The sequence below is a fragment of the Rothia sp. HMSC062H08 genome, assembly GCF_001810775.1.
In the GTDB taxonomy this organism is placed as follows: Bacteria; Actinomycetota; Actinomycetes; order Actinomycetales; family Micrococcaceae; genus Rothia.
Map to the genome: position 1 here is coordinate 75480 of NZ_KV802668.1, position 16113 is coordinate 91592.

Here is a 16113-nt window from a genome sequence, read left to right on the forward strand (position 1 = left end):
AATCGGGGAAGTGAGCTGCGGTTCGCACCTCTACCCGTGATGAATATGTGCTGAATATAAGATAAAGCCCTCGCTGTTGAGTTGTAGCTCAATGGCGGGGGCGCTCTTTTGAACAGGTGCGATAGCGTAAAATGATGCTGTACCGATGTGTTGGGAGAAAGACCTATGACGAAGAAGGCGCCCTCTATAGTCTTCGCCGGTGGTGGCACCGCCGGTCATATTAATCCGATGCTCGCGATTGCGCGTGCGGTTCGTGATCTTGAACCGAACGCTAAGATTCTGATGCTGGGCACTGCGGATAAGATGGAAGCCGAGCTGGTTCCGGCAGCTGGTTTCGATATTGAGTTCATTCCTCGTGCAGCGTTCCCTCGTAGCATTAACCGTGCCGCTTTGGCTTTCCCCGCTAAGTTCTTTGGTGGCCTGTCGAAGACCCGCCGCATCCTCAAAGAAGCAGATGCAGACGTGGTTGTTGGCGTGGGCGGCTACGTGTGCCCGCCGGCGTATCTGTCGGCGTTGAGCGCTAAGATTCCCGTGGTGATTCATGAGGCGAATGCGAAGCCCGGTTTGGCGAACCGCCTGGGTGGTACGTTTGCGGAGTTCACCGGTGTGGCGTTCCCTAATACTCCTTTCCCGCGTGCAACCCTGGTGGGTATGCCGATGAAGGATGAGATTGCCTACCTGAACCGTGAGGCGCACCGTTCGAAGGCTCGCCGTAACCTGGGCTTGGACCCGCAGAAGCCGACCGTGATTGTGACGGGCGGTTCGCTGGGTGCGTTGAGCCTGAATAATGCGGTGGCGGCGTGCCGTGACCACTTTGCGGAGTGGGACTTCCAGATTCTGCATATTACCGGCAAGGGTAAGGCTGTTCTGGATGAGAACGGCGAGTTGTTGAGCGCCCCGAATTACCGCCAGATTGAGTTCAGCAACGGCATGCAGGATGTGTATGCTGCCGCTGATCTTCTGCTGGTGCGTTCGGGCGCGGCGACCGTCAGTGAGGTTGCTGCGGTGGGTGTTCCCGCTATTTTTGTGCCGCTTCCTATTGGTAATGGTGAGCAGGCTCTGAATGCTCGTTCTCTGGTGGAGGCGTCTGCGGCTCTGCTGGTGAAGGATGCAGAGGTCACCGGTGAGTGGTTCGCCCGTGAGATTCCGGCTCTTATGGCGAACCCGGAGGAGCTGGAGCGCATGGGCGCTGCGGCGTATGAACTTGGTATCCGTGACGCGGCGCGCGTTATGGCTGAAGCAGTATTGAAGGCAGCTGAGAAGTAATGACTGAATTGATGAATCTTGAGATGGTGTTGCCGGCACCGCTGAACCCGCCGTTCCCTGAGCGTGCGAAGATGAGCGAGCTGGGTCGTGTGCACTTCATCGGTATTGGTGGCGCGGGTATGAGCGCTATTGCCGCTCTGATGCTGCAGGCTGGTGTGACGGTGAGCGGTTCTGACCGTGCAGAGTCGGCTACTGTTGAGTCTTTGCGTGCTGCGGGTGCTCGTGTGGGTGTTCCTCAGCAGGCTGAGAACATTGTGGATGTTGATACCGTGGTGATTTCTACTGCGATTCGTGAGGATAACCCGGAGCTTGTTGCCGCTCGTGCGCAGGGTCTGCGTGTGCTGCATCGTTCTGAGGCGCTTGCTGCTGTGATGGGTGAGTCTCAGGTGGTTGCTGTTGCCGGTACTCACGGTAAGAGCACGACCAGCTCCATGATTTCTGTGATGTTTGATCAGCTGGGTGCTGACCCGTCGTTTGCGGTGGGTACTGTGATTGCTGGTCGCGGCACGAACGCTCACCTGGGTGCTCAGGGCCCGGAGTCGATTTTTGTGGCTGAGGCTGATGAGTCGGACGGCTCGTTTGTGCGTTACCGCCCGGCTATTGCTGTGGTGACGAATGTTGAGCCGGATCACCTGGATTTCTATGAGACGGATGAGCGTGTCTTTGAGGCTTTCAACCGTTTTGTGGGTTCGCTGGCGCCTAACGGTGTTGTGGTGACCTGTGCTGATGATGCGGGCGCGGCTGATTTGGCGGCTCGTTCTCGTGCGGCGGGTGTGCCCGTGGTGACTTACGGTGAATCGGCGGATGCAGACCTGCGCATTAGTGAGATCACCAGCGCTGGTTCTTCCTCGTCGTCGCACCTGTCGTGGTCTTTTGAGTGCCACGGTGTGCGTTATGAGGGTGAGCAGGATCTTGCGCTGAAGGTGCCCGGTATTCATAACCAGTTGAACGCTTCGGCTGCTTTTGCATCGGCGTTGATCTCTGGTTACGAGGCTGCCGATATTGCTCGCGCGCTGGCTGAGTTTGTGGGCGCTGACCGCCGCTTCACCCTGCGCGGTGAGGTTGCGGGCGTGAAGGTCTTTGATGACTATGCGCACCACCCGACCGAGGTGTTCCGCGCTCTGGAGACCGGCCGTACCGTGGCTGATGGCCACAACCTGTACGTGATTTTCCAGCCGCACCTGTTCTCGCGTACTCGCGAGTTCGCGAAGGAGTTTGCGCAGGCCCTGTCGATGGCTGATCGTGCTCATGTGCTGGATATTTACCCGGCTCGTGAGCTGCCGATTGAGGGTGTGACCAGTGAGCTGATTACCGGTGCTGGTTTCTCTGAGGTTCGTTACGCTACCGCTGAGGACGCTATTGAGGATATTGTGACCTGCGCTCAGGCTGGCGATATTGTGATGACCGTTGGCGCTGGCGACGTGACCGCTTTGGGCGCGCGTCTGCTGGAGTCCCTGGAAATCCGTCACGGTGGCGAGTCGAAGAAGTCGGAGGCTTAGGCTGTGCCGATGAGTTCTGGTCTCTCTTCGGAGGGGCGTTCCTCCTCGCGCGCGCCGAAGGCTCCGCGTTCGCGTGCTCGTTTGCGCGCCCAGCAGGTAGCTGAGAATGCGCAGGTTGAGGCTAAGAAATCCGAGTCTGTGCAGGCTGAATCTGCGCAGTCTCAGCTGACTCAGCCGCAGGCCACCCAGCCTCAGGTTGTGAAGAGCACAGAAGCTACTGGGACTGCAAAGCCCTCGGAAGCTATGAAGTCTGTGGAGGCCGTGAAGCCTGTCGAGGCTGCATCCTTGGAGGCTTCTGCTCAGCCTTCTGGCGCGCAGTCTGCCGCTACCCAGCCTTCCGCTACTCAGCCTCCGAGCTCCGTTCGACACATGCCGCGTAAGCCGGTGGTGCATAAGTCGCACAGCCAGAACGGTGCTGATTCTTCGGCGTCCAAGAGCGCTGCGGCGGTTCATTCTTCGGCACAGTCTTTGAAGGATTCGGTGCGTTCTGCGCTGATGACCGGTCGTACTGTGTCTGAGGTTGAGCACGCGCCTGAGCTGTTTGATGTTGAGGCGTTTGAGGATTCTTCGTCGAAGATTTCATCCGCCAAGGGTGCCTCTGCTCAGCCTGCATCCTCGCAGTCGGTGAAGAGCGCAGAAAAGGAAGTAGCCGATCAGAAGGCTGCGCAGAAGAGTTCTGTTCAGAAGTCTTCTGCCGGTTCTGTTGAATCTTGCGAAGAGTCTGCCGCTCAGAAGGCTGAGGAACGCGCCGATAAGGCGGGGGAGAGGGCTGTTGAAGAGCCCCGCCCCGCGAGCCGTTTTGGTCGTTGGCGTGCAGAGCGTGAGCAGCAGCGTGCAGCGGAGATTGAGAAGGAGCGCGAGCGTGCGAGCCGTCAGGCTCACCGTGAGCGTCTGCGTCAGGATCCGGGCCTGGACGGCCTGCGTGCTGAGGAGCGCCCCCGTAAGGAGCGTGCACCTCTGACTCGTGCCCGTAAGCTGCTGTACACCGCTTCGGCGCTGGCTATTATTGCGGTGCTGTATGTGGTGCTGGTCTTCTTCTCGCCCCTGTTGGCGACTCAGAAGATTACGGTGCGCGGCGCGTCCCTGCTGGAAACCACCCAGGTGGAGCAGAAGCTTGAGCCTCTGCGCGGCGTTCCGCTCACTCGCATCGATGAGAAGAAGGTGCGTGAGCTGATCGGGCAGGATAACGTGATTCGTAGCGTGCAGGTGGAGAGCCGTCCGCCGCATGAGCTGGTGGTGACTCTGAAGGAGCGTACCGCGGTTGCGGTTGTGAAGCAGGGCGATACGTACCATACTGTTGATAGTGATGGTGTTAGCCTTCTGGAGTCGGCGACTCAGCCCGATACGTCGGTGCCGCTGGTTCGTTTCAGCGGTGATGACCCGAAGACTTCGGCTGAGTTCCGCACCATTTCTACCGCGCTTTCGGCGATGCCCTCTGAACTTCTAGCTCAGGTTAAGGAAGCCGGCGCTACGTCAACCTCAAGTATCACTCTAACCTTGAGGGATAATACTACGGTGCAGTGGGGAACCGCTGAAGAGAGCGAGTTGAAGGCTAAGGTCCTGCTCTCCCTGCGCCAGGCTATTGCTAAGCGTGCTCAGGAGGAGAAATCTTCCGAGGCACAGACGCAGAAGGTGACCGTCTATGACGTGTCCGCCCCGCGCGTACCGGTGACCCGTTAGGGGAACCATTCAGGCGCTTTATCCTCCCTTTTTGTGTAAAATCCGCAAAAAGAGGGGGTAATTGCGCTGTGTGACTAGGAACCGACAAAAACAGTTTGGTATCCTAGCAGATAAAGTCATTCTTTAGAGGAAACCTTCAGGCTTAGATTAAGCTGCGGGTCTTCCGAAGCTGGAACACGGAACAATCGAGGAATACATGGACGCTGGAACTCCCCAGAACTACTTGGCAGTCATCAAGGTCGTTGGTATCGGCGGCGGTGGCGTCAACGCAGTCAACCGCATGATTGAGGTTGGTCTGCGCGGCGTTGAGTTCATTGCTATCAACACTGACGCTCAGGCTCTGCTGATGTCCGATGCAGACGTTAAGCTGGACGTTGGTCGTGAGCTGACCCGCGGTCTTGGCGCGGGCGCAAACCCCGAGGTTGGCCGTCAGGCAGCCGAGGATCACGCGCAGGAAATTGAGGAAGTCCTCAAGGGCGCAGACATGGTCTTTGTGACCGCAGGTGAGGGTGGTGGCACCGGTACCGGTGGCGCACCCGTCGTGGCACGTATTGCCCGCTCCCTCGGCGCTCTGACCATTGGTGTGGTGACCCGCCCCTTCACCTTCGAGGGCCGTCGCCGCTCCAACCAGGCTGAGACCGGTATCGCTGCTCTGCGCGATGAGGTTGATACCCTGATCGTTATTCCGAACGACCGACTGCTGTCGATTTCGGATCGTAACGTCTCCATGCTGGACGCATTCAAGTCCGCTGACCAGGTTCTGCTCTCCGGTGTGCAGGGCATTACCGACCTGATCACCACCCCCGGCCTGATTAACCTTGACTTCGCTGACGTTAAGTCCGTCATGCAGGGTGCAGGCTCGGCTCTGATGGGTATCGGCTCGGCATCCGGTGAGGACCGCGCAGTGAAGGCAGCTGAGCTGGCTATCGCTTCGCCGCTGCTGGAAGCATCCATCGACGGTGCACACGGCGTTCTGCTGTCCATTCAGGGTGGCTCTGACCTGGGTCTGTTCGAGATCAACGAGGCTGCACGCCTGGTTCAGGAAGTTGCTCACCCCGACGCAAACATCATCTTCGGTGCGGTTATTGACGACGCACTGGGCGATGAGGCTCGCGTGACCGTGATTGCTGCTGGCTTCGACGCAGTGAACCCGGAGACCAACTCCAACGCTTCCACTGCTGCGGCTACTCAGGCTCAGCGCACCCAGGCATCCTTCGGCGGTTCCACCGCTCCGGCTGCTAACGGCTACGGCTACAACGCACCCGCTGCTGCTCCGGCTTCCACCGGCGCTGCTGGCTTCGACGTTGACCTTCCCCCGGTTGTGGAGGAAGCTCCGGCTCGCCGCGACACCCTGGACGTCCCTGACTTCCTGAAGTAGTCTGCCCGGCTGTGAACGCATAGGCGTTGCACAGCTGAGAGTCTTATGAAGCTATAGGGGAGCTGAGAAACACGCACATTGTGCTGTTCTCGGCTCCCCTTTGCTATACCCGCCGTTATACCCGCTGACATCTGATAAGGAATAGAAGATGAGCGATAACCCCAAAACTTCGCTACTTGCCTCTGCCGATACCCGCACCCTGGGTCCCTGGCGTGTGCGGGTGGGTTTCACCTCCCGCGTGGCGGGCAACCTGGGCTTGCACGTGGACGATGAGCTTGGCGGCGGTATGGATGCCTCCTTGGTGCGTACCCTCAACCACCGTGCCGCCCTGGAGGAGGCGCTGGGTACCGACCCGTTCTTCTACCTGAACCAGGTGCACGGTGTGCAGATTGCCTACCCGGAAGACTACGCGGTGGAATCCTACGCGCCCGGTGCACCCGAGGAGCGTACCGCTGAGCGTGCCCGCGCGGTGCTGGAGAACTCCCCGGTCGCCGATGCGGCGATTAGCAGTGAGGGCGTGCCCCTGGCGATTATGGTGGCGGACTGCATTCCCGTGGTGCTGGTGGGTGAGCGGGTCGCGAACTGGCAACCAATCCTGGCGGTGGCTCACGCTGGCCGCCGCGGCCTGCTTGATGGCGTGCTTCAGCAGACCGTGCAGCGGATGCGTCAGCTCGGCGCGGAGAAAATTACCGCCTGGCTGGGTCCGAGCATTTGCGGTAGCTGCTACGAGGTGCCCGAGGAGATGCGCACTGAGTCCACCGAACTGATTCCGCAGGTGCATTCGGTGACCAGCCAGCAGACCCCCGGCCTGGATCTGCCCGCCGGTGCCCGCGCCGTGCTGGAGGAGGCGGGCGTGCAGGTGAGCATGGACTGTGCGCAGTGCACGTTTGAGGAGCCCGAGGTGTATTCGCATCGCGGGTTCACGAACCGCGGTGAGAAGCCGGGCCGTATCGCGGGTCTGGTGTGGATTGAGAAGGCGGCAGAGCCTACCGCCTAGAGTTGCTAAAGATATAGCCGCTAAAGATAGAGCTGCTGAAGAAGAGAAGATGTCTGAAATGAACGTAGAAGAGAACCTACAGTACACTCCCGAACGCGCCGAGCAGCTGCTGCAGAACTACCGCCGCGTGCTTGAGCGTATCCGCGCCGCGGAGCAGGACCACAGCGCCGTGCGTACCGAGGCGAGCGCCCCGGTGCAGCTGGTGACGGTCACGAAGTTCTTCCCCGCCTCCGACGCGGCGGCACTGCTGGATGGGGGAGTGACCCTCTTCGGCGAGAACCGCGACCAGGAGGCGAGCGCGAAGGCTCGCGAGCTTGCCGCATACTGTGCCCAGCGTGAGGTGCAGCCCCCGCACTGGGCGTTTATTGGCCAGTTGCAGACGAACAAGGCGAAGTCTGTGGTCAAGTACGCCTCCAGCGTGCATTCGGTGGACCGCCCCTCCCTGGCGGATGCGCTGGCGAAGGCGTACGCAAACCAGCTCTCCCGCTTTGAGGCGGGGGAGGCGCCCGCACCCGCGGCGGCGGAGCATGGTGCGCTGACCTGCCTGGTGCAGGTGTCCCTGGCGGAGGTCGCGACCGCTGGCCACGCCGCCGAGGGCGCGCGCGGCGGTACGAGCGCCTCCGAGCTGCTGGAGCTGGTGGAGCGCATCGAGAATCACGAGCACCTGCGCTGCGGTGGCGTGATGGCGGTGGCACCGCTGGGCATGAACCCGGATGCGGCGTTTGAGAAGCTCTATGGTTTGGCCTCGCTGGTGCGTGAGCAGGTGCCGCACGCGACCGAGATTTCCGCCGGCATGAGCGGCGACCTGGAAGCGGCGGTGCGCTGGGGCTCGACCTGCGTGCGCGTGGGTAGCGACATCATGGGTAAGCGCCCGGCGCTCTAGGCCCTTTAGCCGTTAGTCTTTTCAGCTGATGGGTGTCTGCTGGCGGCGGCATAATCATCGGTGCCCTGACCGCCCGCGCGGGGTGGGCGCTGGTAATATATACATGCCGGTGCATGACGTACCGTCACGCGCACACCTTCTGACGAAGCACCACGGCAGACCCTGTACACCACAAGCAAAGAACAGCGAGAGAATCATGGCGAAGCAAAGCCGTCTGGCGGGTTTCCTCGGCCTGGAACGATACCAGGACGCCGAGGCGACGCCGGAAGAATCCCCGCAGGCTGTGCAGGCTGACACCCGCAAGGAGGCGAACGCCTCCGCAGGGCAGGCTGCTACAGTGCAGAAGACCGAGGGCTCTAACCGGCTCTCAGCACTGCCCGGCTCGGCACAGTACAGCAACAGTGCAGTCGAGCCGCAGAGCGAAACCTACCACCCGCAGGACGAACCCGCCTATACTGAACAGGAAGAGTACCTGCAGGCTGATAGCTACGATGACGGTACAGAAACCGAGTATCTGGACGCAGAAGAACCTGCCGACGGACGAGCAACCGTAGATGCAGCGGCACACGCCACCGCTCATACACCTGAAACCACAGCTGACCTGGCCGAAACCGAACAGACCTGGGACGACGCCAGCGCAGACAATTGGGAGGACACCCCGGTGCCGAATACCGAATACACCGAGCAGTACGCCGAGACGTACTCCAACGACGGCTACTACGAAGAGGGCTACGAGCCCGAAGAAACCAACGGATACACCTACGGTTACGAGGAAGAAGAGGACGAATTGCGTCGTATCACCACTATCCACCCCCGCTCCTACAATGACGCAAAGATCATTGGTGAGGCATTCCGAGAGAACATCCCCGTGATTATGAACGTGGAAGAGATGCCCGACGCAGACGCTAAGCGCCTGGTGGACTTCGCCTCCGGTCTGGCATTCGCTCTGGAAGGCCGCATTGAGCGCGTCACCGCTAAGGTGTTCCTGCTGACCCCCTCCAACCTGGAGGTTCTGGGTGTGGCTAACTCTGAGGTTCCCGCCGGCTTCGAGACCGACGGCGAATTCCCCTTCGACCAGGGCTAAGGACTGATAGATGGGTTATATTTTCGCCCTCATTACGATTGTTGTCTACGTTCTCTACATTGCGATGCTTCTGCGCATGCTCTTTGACTGGGTGCGCATGTTCGCTCCGGAATGGCGCCCCAAGGGCATTGTGTTGCTGTTCGCCAGCGGCGTGTACGCGGTGACTGACTGGCCGATGAACCAGCTGCGCCGCCTGATCCCGCCGGTGCGCGTGGGTAACGTTGCGTTGGACACCGGCTTCCTGATTCTGATTGTTCTGCTGTCTTTCCTGCTGAACATCATGATGACGATTACCGCGAAGCTGTCCTAACGTAGCCCCTCCATCGGAGAGATACGAGAACTAGGCATGAGAGCCCCGCTTGCGCTTGGCATCCTGACATGGGATGACGTGCTGGCGGGGTTTTCTGTACCCAATTTCTGGGCCGAGAAGAACCTCCCGCGAGGGGGGAGAGACGAATACAGCCGGCGTCGAATCATGCGAAATGCACCCGCGAGCAGATATCGAGCTTGATTACGGCGGGGATAGGGATAAACGCAGCGCGTGGTGAATCCCACCCTTGCGCAGAGCGAATATTTTACGATTCAACCGACGTATAACCGGGCACAGAAACCAAAGAATAGTAGAATTGGTGCCAACGACTGCATCGCGGCATAACCATGCCCTGAATCATCGGGACCCTAAAATATTGGGGCCACGCCCTATCTGGCTGGTGAATCCGCGGCACTCAACATCACCACCAAACCCCGTAGGGATACCCAGAGGAGAAGCCCATGGCAATCACCCCCGAAGACCTGATCACTAAGAGCTTCAAGATCGTCACCGAAGAGTCCGGTTACGACCGCAACGAGGTCGACGACTTCCTGGACGAGCTCGTTGTCGAACTGCGCGCACTGTACTCCGAGCGTGACGCTCTGGAGCGTCAGGTCGAGCAGCTCTCCGCAAACGCTCCCGATTCCCCCGCAGCGGCTGTGGCACCCGCACAGTCCTCGGCAGCGCCGGCAGCAGCACCTCAGGATGCAGCAGCACTGCTTGCTATGGCACAGAAGGTTCACGACGACTACGTGGCACAGGGCGAGAAGGCTAAGGCTGAACTGATTGAAGAGGCAGAGAGGAAGGCAGACGCTATGGTGAGCGAAGCTCAGCAGCAGCGCGAAGAGGTTCTCTCTCGCCTCACCGACGAGAAGGAAGAGCTGGAGATCGCTGTTGAGGCTCTGCGCGGCTTCGAGAGCCGTTACCGCTCCAAGCTGCTGCAGCACCTGGATGCACAGGTTCAGGAGCTGAAGAACCTCAAGTCCATCGAGGCTTCCGCATAAATCAGCGTGCCTAAATAAGCTAACGACGCTTTGAAGCGTATGCCGCCCGGATTCTTTCTCTTCCACCGCTATTCACCGGGGAAGATCGAAAGAACCGGGCGGTATTCTCATGCCCGCCCGGCACGGCCTAAAAACCCAGCGTGCAAAGCGGGGGAGAGCACCCGCCACATCACCGCCGAATACTCGATGCGCTACCCCTATTTGCTAAGCTAGAGGGGCACTATCGAACGCGAGCGCACTCCGCCTCCGTACCATGGGGCCTCCGTACCATGGGGCCTCCGCGCCATAGGGCCGGCGCACCGTAGGCGCAACAACCGGAACAGACCGCAGCAACCGGCACAGACTAGAGGAGAGCTATGACCAACACCCCCAAGACTGCTGAATCCTCAGTCGCACAGGCTAGCGATAACGCCGCTGAAAACACCGCCGAAGAATCTACTGGTCGCCGCGTGCGCATCCTTTCGGCTCGCTCCGCGGGTATTCTCGCGCTCGTGCTCGCCGCCGTCGTGTTCGCTATTGACCAGGGCACCAAATACCTGGTTGTTACTCAGATGCAGTTGGGGGAGCGCATCACCGTTATTGACGGGCTTCTGTGGTGGTACTCGATTCGTAACTCCGGCGCCGCATTCAGCATGGGTGAGAACGTCACCTGGATCTTCACCCTCGTCATGGTCGCCGCCGCGGCTGTTGTACTCTACCTGCTGCGCCGCACCCGAGCGCTGTCATGGGCCCTCGCGCTGGGCGGCCTGCTCGGCGGTATCTGCGGCAACCTTTTCGACCGTCTCTTCCGTGAGCCCGGCTTCGGTTCCGGCCACGTGGTCGATTTTATTTCCGTACCGAACTTCGCAATTTTCAATATTGCAGACTCCGCAATCTGCGTGTGCATGGCGTTCATCGTGCTGCTGAACTTCAAGGGCCTGAACCTCAACGGCACCCGCGCGCAGGCGCTCGCAGACGAAACCCCGGCTGACGACAAGAACGCGGAAGAGAAGAACGCCAAGTAGCTCCCCGCCCCGGCTGCATCGCCGTTACACGTGCCTATAGCCGTTCTCACACAGACGACCCCTCACACAGAAAACCTAAGCAAACACCACCCGAAGGAGAGCCGCATGAGCGAAACCACCAACGCCGCCGAAGATACGGCACGCATCCGCGCCGAATTCACCGTTGAAGGCGCGCTCGCCGGTATGCGCCTGGACGCCGCACTCGCCGGTGCCCTCGACGCGCCCCGAACCCGCACCTCCGGGTGGATTCGTGACGGCCACGTGACCGTGACCAACAACGGCAAGGCCGTGAAAATCGGCAAGTCCTACAAGCTGTCCGCAGGGGACGAGGTCGTCGTGGACGCACCCGCACCGCGCGATCTGGCGGACATCCGCCCCGAGAAGGTGGACGGCTTCGGCATCGTATACCTGGACGACGATATCGTCGTGGTGGATAAGCCCGCCGGCGTGGCGGCGCACCCCTCACCCGGCTGGCACGGCCCCACCGTGATTTCCGCGCTGATGGGGGAGGGCATCTCCGTGGCCACCTCTGGCGCGGCCGAACGCCAGGGCATCGTGCACCGCCTGGACGTGGGCACGAGCGGCCTGATGGTCGTGGCCCGCAGCGAGCGCGCCTACACCGAGCTCAAGCGCGCCTTCAAGGAACGCACGGTCGACAAGATTTACCACACGCTGGTGCAGGGCCTGCCCGATCCGCTGCGCGGCACGATTGACGCGCCGATTGGCCGTCACCCCGGCAACGAATGGAAGTTCGCGGTGGTTGAGGGCGGCCGTAACTCCATCACCCACTACGACGTCATCGAGGCCTTCGGCCCGGCCTCCCTCGTGGAGGTGCACCTGGAGACCGGACGAACCCACCAGATTCGCGTGCACTTCTCGGCGATGCGTCACCCCTGCTGCGGCGACCTGACCTACGGTGCCGACCCGCGCTTCAGCGCCGAGCTGGGCCTGACCCGCCAGTGGTTGCACGCCCACCGCCTCAGCTTCGACCACCCTGCCACCGGTGAGCGTGTGAGCTTCACCAGCGAGTACCCGCTGGATTTGGCCTACGCGCTTGACGCCCTGCGCGAGGGCCGCGTGCAGCTCGGGTAGGTACCGCATACCTAGCTCAGTCAGAGAGCCGTCCGGGCCCCGGTACCGCACGGCTCACCCCGGGGCCGCACGGCTCACCCCGGGGCCGCACGGCTTACCCCGGGACCGCCCCGCCCCGCCGACCGTCAAACGAATCGGCCGGAACACCCCCTACACCTTCAGGAGATATCCGTGGCAACCAAAGACTTTGCGCACCTGCACGTACACACCGAGTACTCCATGCTGGACGGTGCCGCGCGCCTGGGCGACCTCTTCAGCTACGCCAAGGAGCTGGGCATGAGTTCCATGGCCACCAGCGACCACGGCTTCCTCTTCGGCGCCTTCGACTTCTGGCGCCAGGCCAAGGCCCACGACATTAAGCCCATCATCGGCGTGGAGGCGTACCTGACCCCCGGCACGCACCGCACCGACCGCTCCCGCGTGCGCTGGGGCGATGGCTCGCGCGATGACGTGTCCGGCGGTGGCGCCTACACCCACATGACCATGTGGGCTGAAACCACCGAGGGCATGCACAATCTGTTCCGTGCCTCCTCCCTCGCCTCGCTCGAGGGGCAGCTGTACAAGCCGCGCATGGACCGCGAGGTGCTGCAGACCTACTCGAAGGGACTGATTGCAACCACCGGCTGCCCCTCCGGCGAGATTCAGACCCGCCTGCGCCTGGGCCAGTTCGATGAGGCGCTGCAGGCCGCCAGCGACTTCCGCGATATCTTCGGCAAGGACAACTTCTACTGCGAGGTCATGGACCACGGCCTCGACATTGAACGCAACGTGCAGGAGGATTTGCACCGCCTGGCCAAGCAGCTGAACCTGCCTTACGTGGCCACCAACGACCTGCACTACACCCGGCAGGAAGACCACACCGCCCACGCGGCGCTGCTGTGCGTGCAGTCCGGATCGACCCTGACCGACCCCAAGCGCTTCAAGTTCGACGCGGATAACTTCTACCTGCGCTCGCCCGAGGAAATGTACTCCATTTTTGGTGACATTCCCGGCGCCTGCGAGAACACCCTCGAGATTGCCGAGCGCTGCAACGTGGAGTTCAACACCAAGGCAAACTACATGCCGAACTTCCCCGTGCCCGAGGGCGAGAACGAGGAATCCTGGTTCGTGAAGGAGGTCGAGAAGGGCCTGCACTACCGATTCCCGCAGGGTATTCCCGATAGGGTGCGCAAGCAGGCCGAGTACGAGGTGGGGGTCATTACCTCCATGGGCTTCCCCGGCTACTTCCTGGTCGTGGCGGACTTCATCAACTGGGCCAAGCGCAACGGTATTCGCGTGGGCCCTGGCCGTGGTTCGGGTGCGGGCTCGATGGTGGCGTACGCGATGCGCATCACCGAGCTGAACCCGCTCGACCACGACCTGATTTTCGAGCGATTCCTTAACCCCGACCGCGTCTCCATGCCCGACTTCGATGTGGACTTCGACGATCGTCGCCGCGGCGAGGTCATCGACTACGTGACCGATAAATACGGCGAGGACAAGGTCGCGCAGATCGTCACCTTCGGCACCATTAAGGCGAAGCAGGCGCTCAAGGACGCCTCCCGCGTGATGGACCAGCCGTACTCGGTGGGCGAGCGCCTGACCAAGGCGATGCCGCCGGACGTCATGGGTAAGAACATCGCCCTGGCGAACGTGTACAACGAAGAGGATAAGCGCTACGCCGAGGCCGCCGACCTACGCGCCCTCATCGAGGATCCGGTCGATAAGGTTTACGGCCAGGTGTTCGAAACCGCGAAGGGCTTGGAGGGCCTGAAGCGTCAGTGGGGCGTGCACGCCGCGGGCGTGATTATGTCCAGCAAGAACCTGGTGGACGTGATTCCCGTGATGCGCCGCGAGGCTGACGGCCAGGTCATCACCCAGTTCGATTACCCCACCTGCGAGGGCCTGGGCCTGATCAAGATGGACTTCCTGGGTCTGCGTAACCTGACGATTATTTCCGATGCCATCGAGAACATTAAGAACAACCGAGGCATCGACCTGGAGCTGGAGTCCCTCTCGCTGGACGATCCGGAATCCTACCGTCTGCTGGCCCGAGGCGACACCCTCGGCGTGTTCCAGCTCGACGGCGGCCCCATGCGCGCGCTGCTCAAGCTCATGGAGCCCGAGGAATTCGAGCACATTTCGGCAGTGCTCGCGCTCTACCGACCCGGCCCGATGGGTGCGAACTCGCACACCAACTACGCGCTGCGTAAGAACGGCAAGCAAGAGATCGAGCCGATTCACCCCGAGCTGGCCGAGCCGCTCAAGGACATCCTCGACACCACCTACGGCCTGATCGTGTATCAGGAGCAGGTGATGGCGATTGCCCAGAAGGTCGCGAACTACACGCTCGGTGAGGCAGACCTGCTGCGCCGTGCGATGGGTAAGAAGAAGAAGGCGGAGCTGGATAAGCAGTACGCCACCTTCCACGACGGCATGATTTCTAACGGCTACTCCGAGGGCGCCGTGAAGGCCCTCTGGGATATTCTGCTGCCCTTCTCGGACTACGCGTTCAACAAGGCGCACACCGCCGCATACGGCCTGGTGTCTTACTGGACGGCCTACCTGAAGGCGCACTACCCGCAGGAGTACATGGCCGCGCTGCTGACCAGCGTGGGCGATAACAAGGACAAGCTCGCGCTGTACCTGAACGAGTGCCGCGCCATGGGCATCACCGTGCTCGCCCCGGACGTCAACGAATCCGCCCTGACCTTCACCCCCGTGGGTGAGGATATCCGCTTCGGCATGGGCGCGATTCGCAACGTGGGCGCGAACGTGGTCGAGGGCATGGTCGCCGCCCGCGAGGAGAAGGGCCGCTACGAGTCCTTCAACGACTTCCTGAAGAAGGTGCCGCTACAGGTGTGCAACAAGCGCACCATCGAATCGCTCATTAAGGCGGGCGCTTTTGACGACCTGGGCCACACCCGCCGTTCGCTGTCCCTCATCCATGAGGCGGCGGTGGATGCGGCCGTGGCCGTCAAGCGCAAGGAGGCGGCGGGCCAGTTCGACCTCTTCGGCTCCCTCGGCATGGACGACGCCCTGGGCGACGAGCTGACCGTGACCATCCCGGACGTGCCCGAATGGGATCGCCGCGAGAAGCTGAACTTCGAACGCGATATGCTGGGCCTGTACGTTTCGGACCACCCGCTGCGCGGCCTGGAGCGCGCCCTCTCGGATGCCGCCTCGCACTCGGTGCACGACATCATCAGCGAGGACTCGCACGTGCGCGACGGCGAAACCGTCACGATTGCCGGCATGCTCACCGGCGTTTCGCGCCGCATCGCCAAGTCCAGCGGTAACCAGTACGCCTCGGTGGAGCTGGAGGACCCCTCGGGCGCGACCATCACGGTCATGTTCTTCTCCCGCGCCTACGAGACGATGGGGGCCGCCCTGGCGGACGACCTCATCTGCTCGATTCGTGGCCGCGTGCAGCGCCGCGACGACGGCAGCGTGAACATGAGCGCCCAGGAACTGCAGATCCTGGAAATCAGCGATGACGGCCGCGCCGCACCCATCACGATTGCGGTGCCCGAGTACCTGGTGACCGAGGCGAAGCTGCGCGAGCTGAAGGAGACCCTGCGCGACCACAAGGGTACTGCGGACGTGCGCATGCTCATCCGTACCCGCGATAAGGAACAGCTGGTGCTGCTGGATTCGAGCGTGCGCGTGGAACCGAACCCGAGCCTCTTCGGCGAAATCAAGACGATTTTCGGCCCGAGCTGTATTCGACGCTAAAAGAAGAAGACCTCCGCGAGGGGCGGGCAACGCTCAGGGTGGATTCCGAACGTTCTTAAACGTTGGAGTCCACCCTGAGCGTATATTTGCGTATATTCAACGTCACTATTCGGCTCAACCGCCGTCTATCGCGTTAGAATGGGTATAAATATTCTTGAGCGCTGTATATACGGGCGCCACACCGAGCGCCCAGCCAAGGAGA

The 16113-nt window shown here is 61.3% G+C and carries 12 protein-coding genes; all 12 read left to right on the forward strand.

The window, feature by feature from the left end:
* Window positions 1-165: 165 nt before the first annotated feature.
* The 12 genes from murG (at window position 166) to dnaE (ending at window position 15911) form a co-directional block, all read left to right on the forward strand.
* Window positions 166-1266: an undecaprenyldiphospho-muramoylpentapeptide beta-N-acetylglucosaminyltransferase gene (murG, locus tag HMPREF2765_RS05460; RefSeq protein WP_005506545.1), complete on the forward strand. Its 1101-nt coding sequence runs from the start codon at window positions 166-168 to the stop codon at window positions 1264-1266.
* Window positions 1266-2765 carry a UDP-N-acetylmuramate--L-alanine ligase gene (gene murC / locus HMPREF2765_RS05465; RefSeq protein WP_049352998.1) on the forward strand — a complete coding sequence of 500 codons (1500 nt, stop codon included), beginning with the start codon at window positions 1266-1268 and terminating at the stop codon, window positions 2763-2765. The genes murG and murC overlap by 1 nt, the downstream gene beginning before the upstream one ends.
* A 9-nt stretch (window positions 2766-2774) precedes the next feature.
* Window positions 2775-4445: a cell division protein FtsQ/DivIB gene (locus HMPREF2765_RS05470; protein ID WP_246824926.1), complete on the forward strand. Its 1671-nt coding sequence runs from the start codon at window positions 2775-2777 to the stop codon at window positions 4443-4445.
* A 196-nt stretch (window positions 4446-4641) separates the two neighbouring features.
* Window positions 4642-5823 (forward strand): cell division protein FtsZ, encoded by a 1182-nt coding sequence (ftsZ, locus tag HMPREF2765_RS05475; RefSeq protein ID WP_005506541.1) that lies wholly within the window; start codon window positions 4642-4644, stop codon window positions 5821-5823.
* 148 nt (window positions 5824-5971) lie between these two features.
* Entirely contained in the window at window positions 5972-6820 is an 849-nt protein-coding gene (locus HMPREF2765_RS05480) for a purine nucleoside phosphorylase YfiH/LACC1 family protein (protein ID WP_070604595.1), read from the forward strand.
* Between the two features lie 49 nt (window positions 6821-6869).
* Window positions 6870-7703, forward strand: a complete 834-nt coding sequence (locus HMPREF2765_RS05485; protein WP_070604597.1) for a YggS family pyridoxal phosphate-dependent enzyme — start codon at window positions 6870-6872, stop codon at window positions 7701-7703.
* 601 nt (window positions 7704-8304) lie between these two features.
* On the forward strand, window positions 8305-8787 hold the full coding sequence (locus HMPREF2765_RS09465) for a cell division protein SepF (protein WP_371326263.1): 483 nt from the start codon (window positions 8305-8307) through the stop codon (window positions 8785-8787).
* Window positions 8788-8797: 10 nt separating this feature from the next.
* Window positions 8798-9097, forward strand: coding sequence for a YggT family protein (locus HMPREF2765_RS05495; RefSeq protein ID WP_070604599.1), 300 nt, complete (start codon window positions 8798-8800; stop codon window positions 9095-9097).
* 461 nt (window positions 9098-9558) lie between these two features.
* The gene (locus HMPREF2765_RS05500; protein WP_049352995.1) at window positions 9559-10101 is read left to right on the forward strand and encodes a DivIVA domain-containing protein; all 543 of its coding nucleotides are present in this window, start codon (window positions 9559-9561) and stop codon (window positions 10099-10101) included.
* Between the two features lie 356 nt (window positions 10102-10457).
* Window positions 10458-11105, forward strand: coding sequence for a signal peptidase II (gene lspA, locus HMPREF2765_RS05505; protein WP_070604601.1), 648 nt, complete (start codon window positions 10458-10460; stop codon window positions 11103-11105).
* Between the two features lie 105 nt (window positions 11106-11210).
* Window positions 11211-12197: an RluA family pseudouridine synthase gene (locus HMPREF2765_RS05510; protein WP_070604603.1), complete on the forward strand. Its 987-nt coding sequence runs from the start codon at window positions 11211-11213 to the stop codon at window positions 12195-12197.
* Window positions 12198-12368: 171 nt separating this feature from the next.
* Entirely contained in the window at window positions 12369-15911 is a 3543-nt protein-coding gene (dnaE, locus tag HMPREF2765_RS05515) for a DNA polymerase III subunit alpha (RefSeq protein ID WP_049332671.1), read from the forward strand.
* Window positions 15912-16113 lie beyond the last annotated feature (202 nt).

Excerpts from the sequence above, each read along its gene's own strand:
- murG (WP_005506545.1), top strand. The coding sequence starts at position 166 with ATGACGAAGAAGGCGCCCTCTATAGTCTTCGCCGGTGGTGGCACCGCC.
- murC (WP_049352998.1), top strand. The coding sequence starts at position 1,266 with ATGACTGAATTGATGAATCTTGAGATGGTGTTGCCGGCACCGCTGAAC.
- HMPREF2765_RS05470 (WP_246824926.1), top strand. The coding sequence starts at position 2,775 with ATGAGTTCTGGTCTCTCTTCGGAGGGGCGTTCCTCCTCGCGCGCGCCG.
- ftsZ (WP_005506541.1), top strand. The coding sequence starts at position 4,642 with ATGGACGCTGGAACTCCCCAGAACTACTTGGCAGTCATCAAGGTCGTT.
- HMPREF2765_RS05480 (WP_070604595.1), top strand. The coding sequence starts at position 5,972 with ATGAGCGATAACCCCAAAACTTCGCTACTTGCCTCTGCCGATACCCGC.
- HMPREF2765_RS05485 (WP_070604597.1), top strand. The coding sequence starts at position 6,870 with ATGTCTGAAATGAACGTAGAAGAGAACCTACAGTACACTCCCGAACGC.
- HMPREF2765_RS05495 (WP_070604599.1), top strand. The coding sequence starts at position 8,798 with ATGGGTTATATTTTCGCCCTCATTACGATTGTTGTCTACGTTCTCTAC.
- HMPREF2765_RS05500 (WP_049352995.1), top strand. The coding sequence starts at position 9,559 with ATGGCAATCACCCCCGAAGACCTGATCACTAAGAGCTTCAAGATCGTC.
- lspA (WP_070604601.1), top strand. The coding sequence starts at position 10,458 with ATGACCAACACCCCCAAGACTGCTGAATCCTCAGTCGCACAGGCTAGC.
- HMPREF2765_RS05510 (WP_070604603.1), top strand. The coding sequence starts at position 11,211 with ATGAGCGAAACCACCAACGCCGCCGAAGATACGGCACGCATCCGCGCC.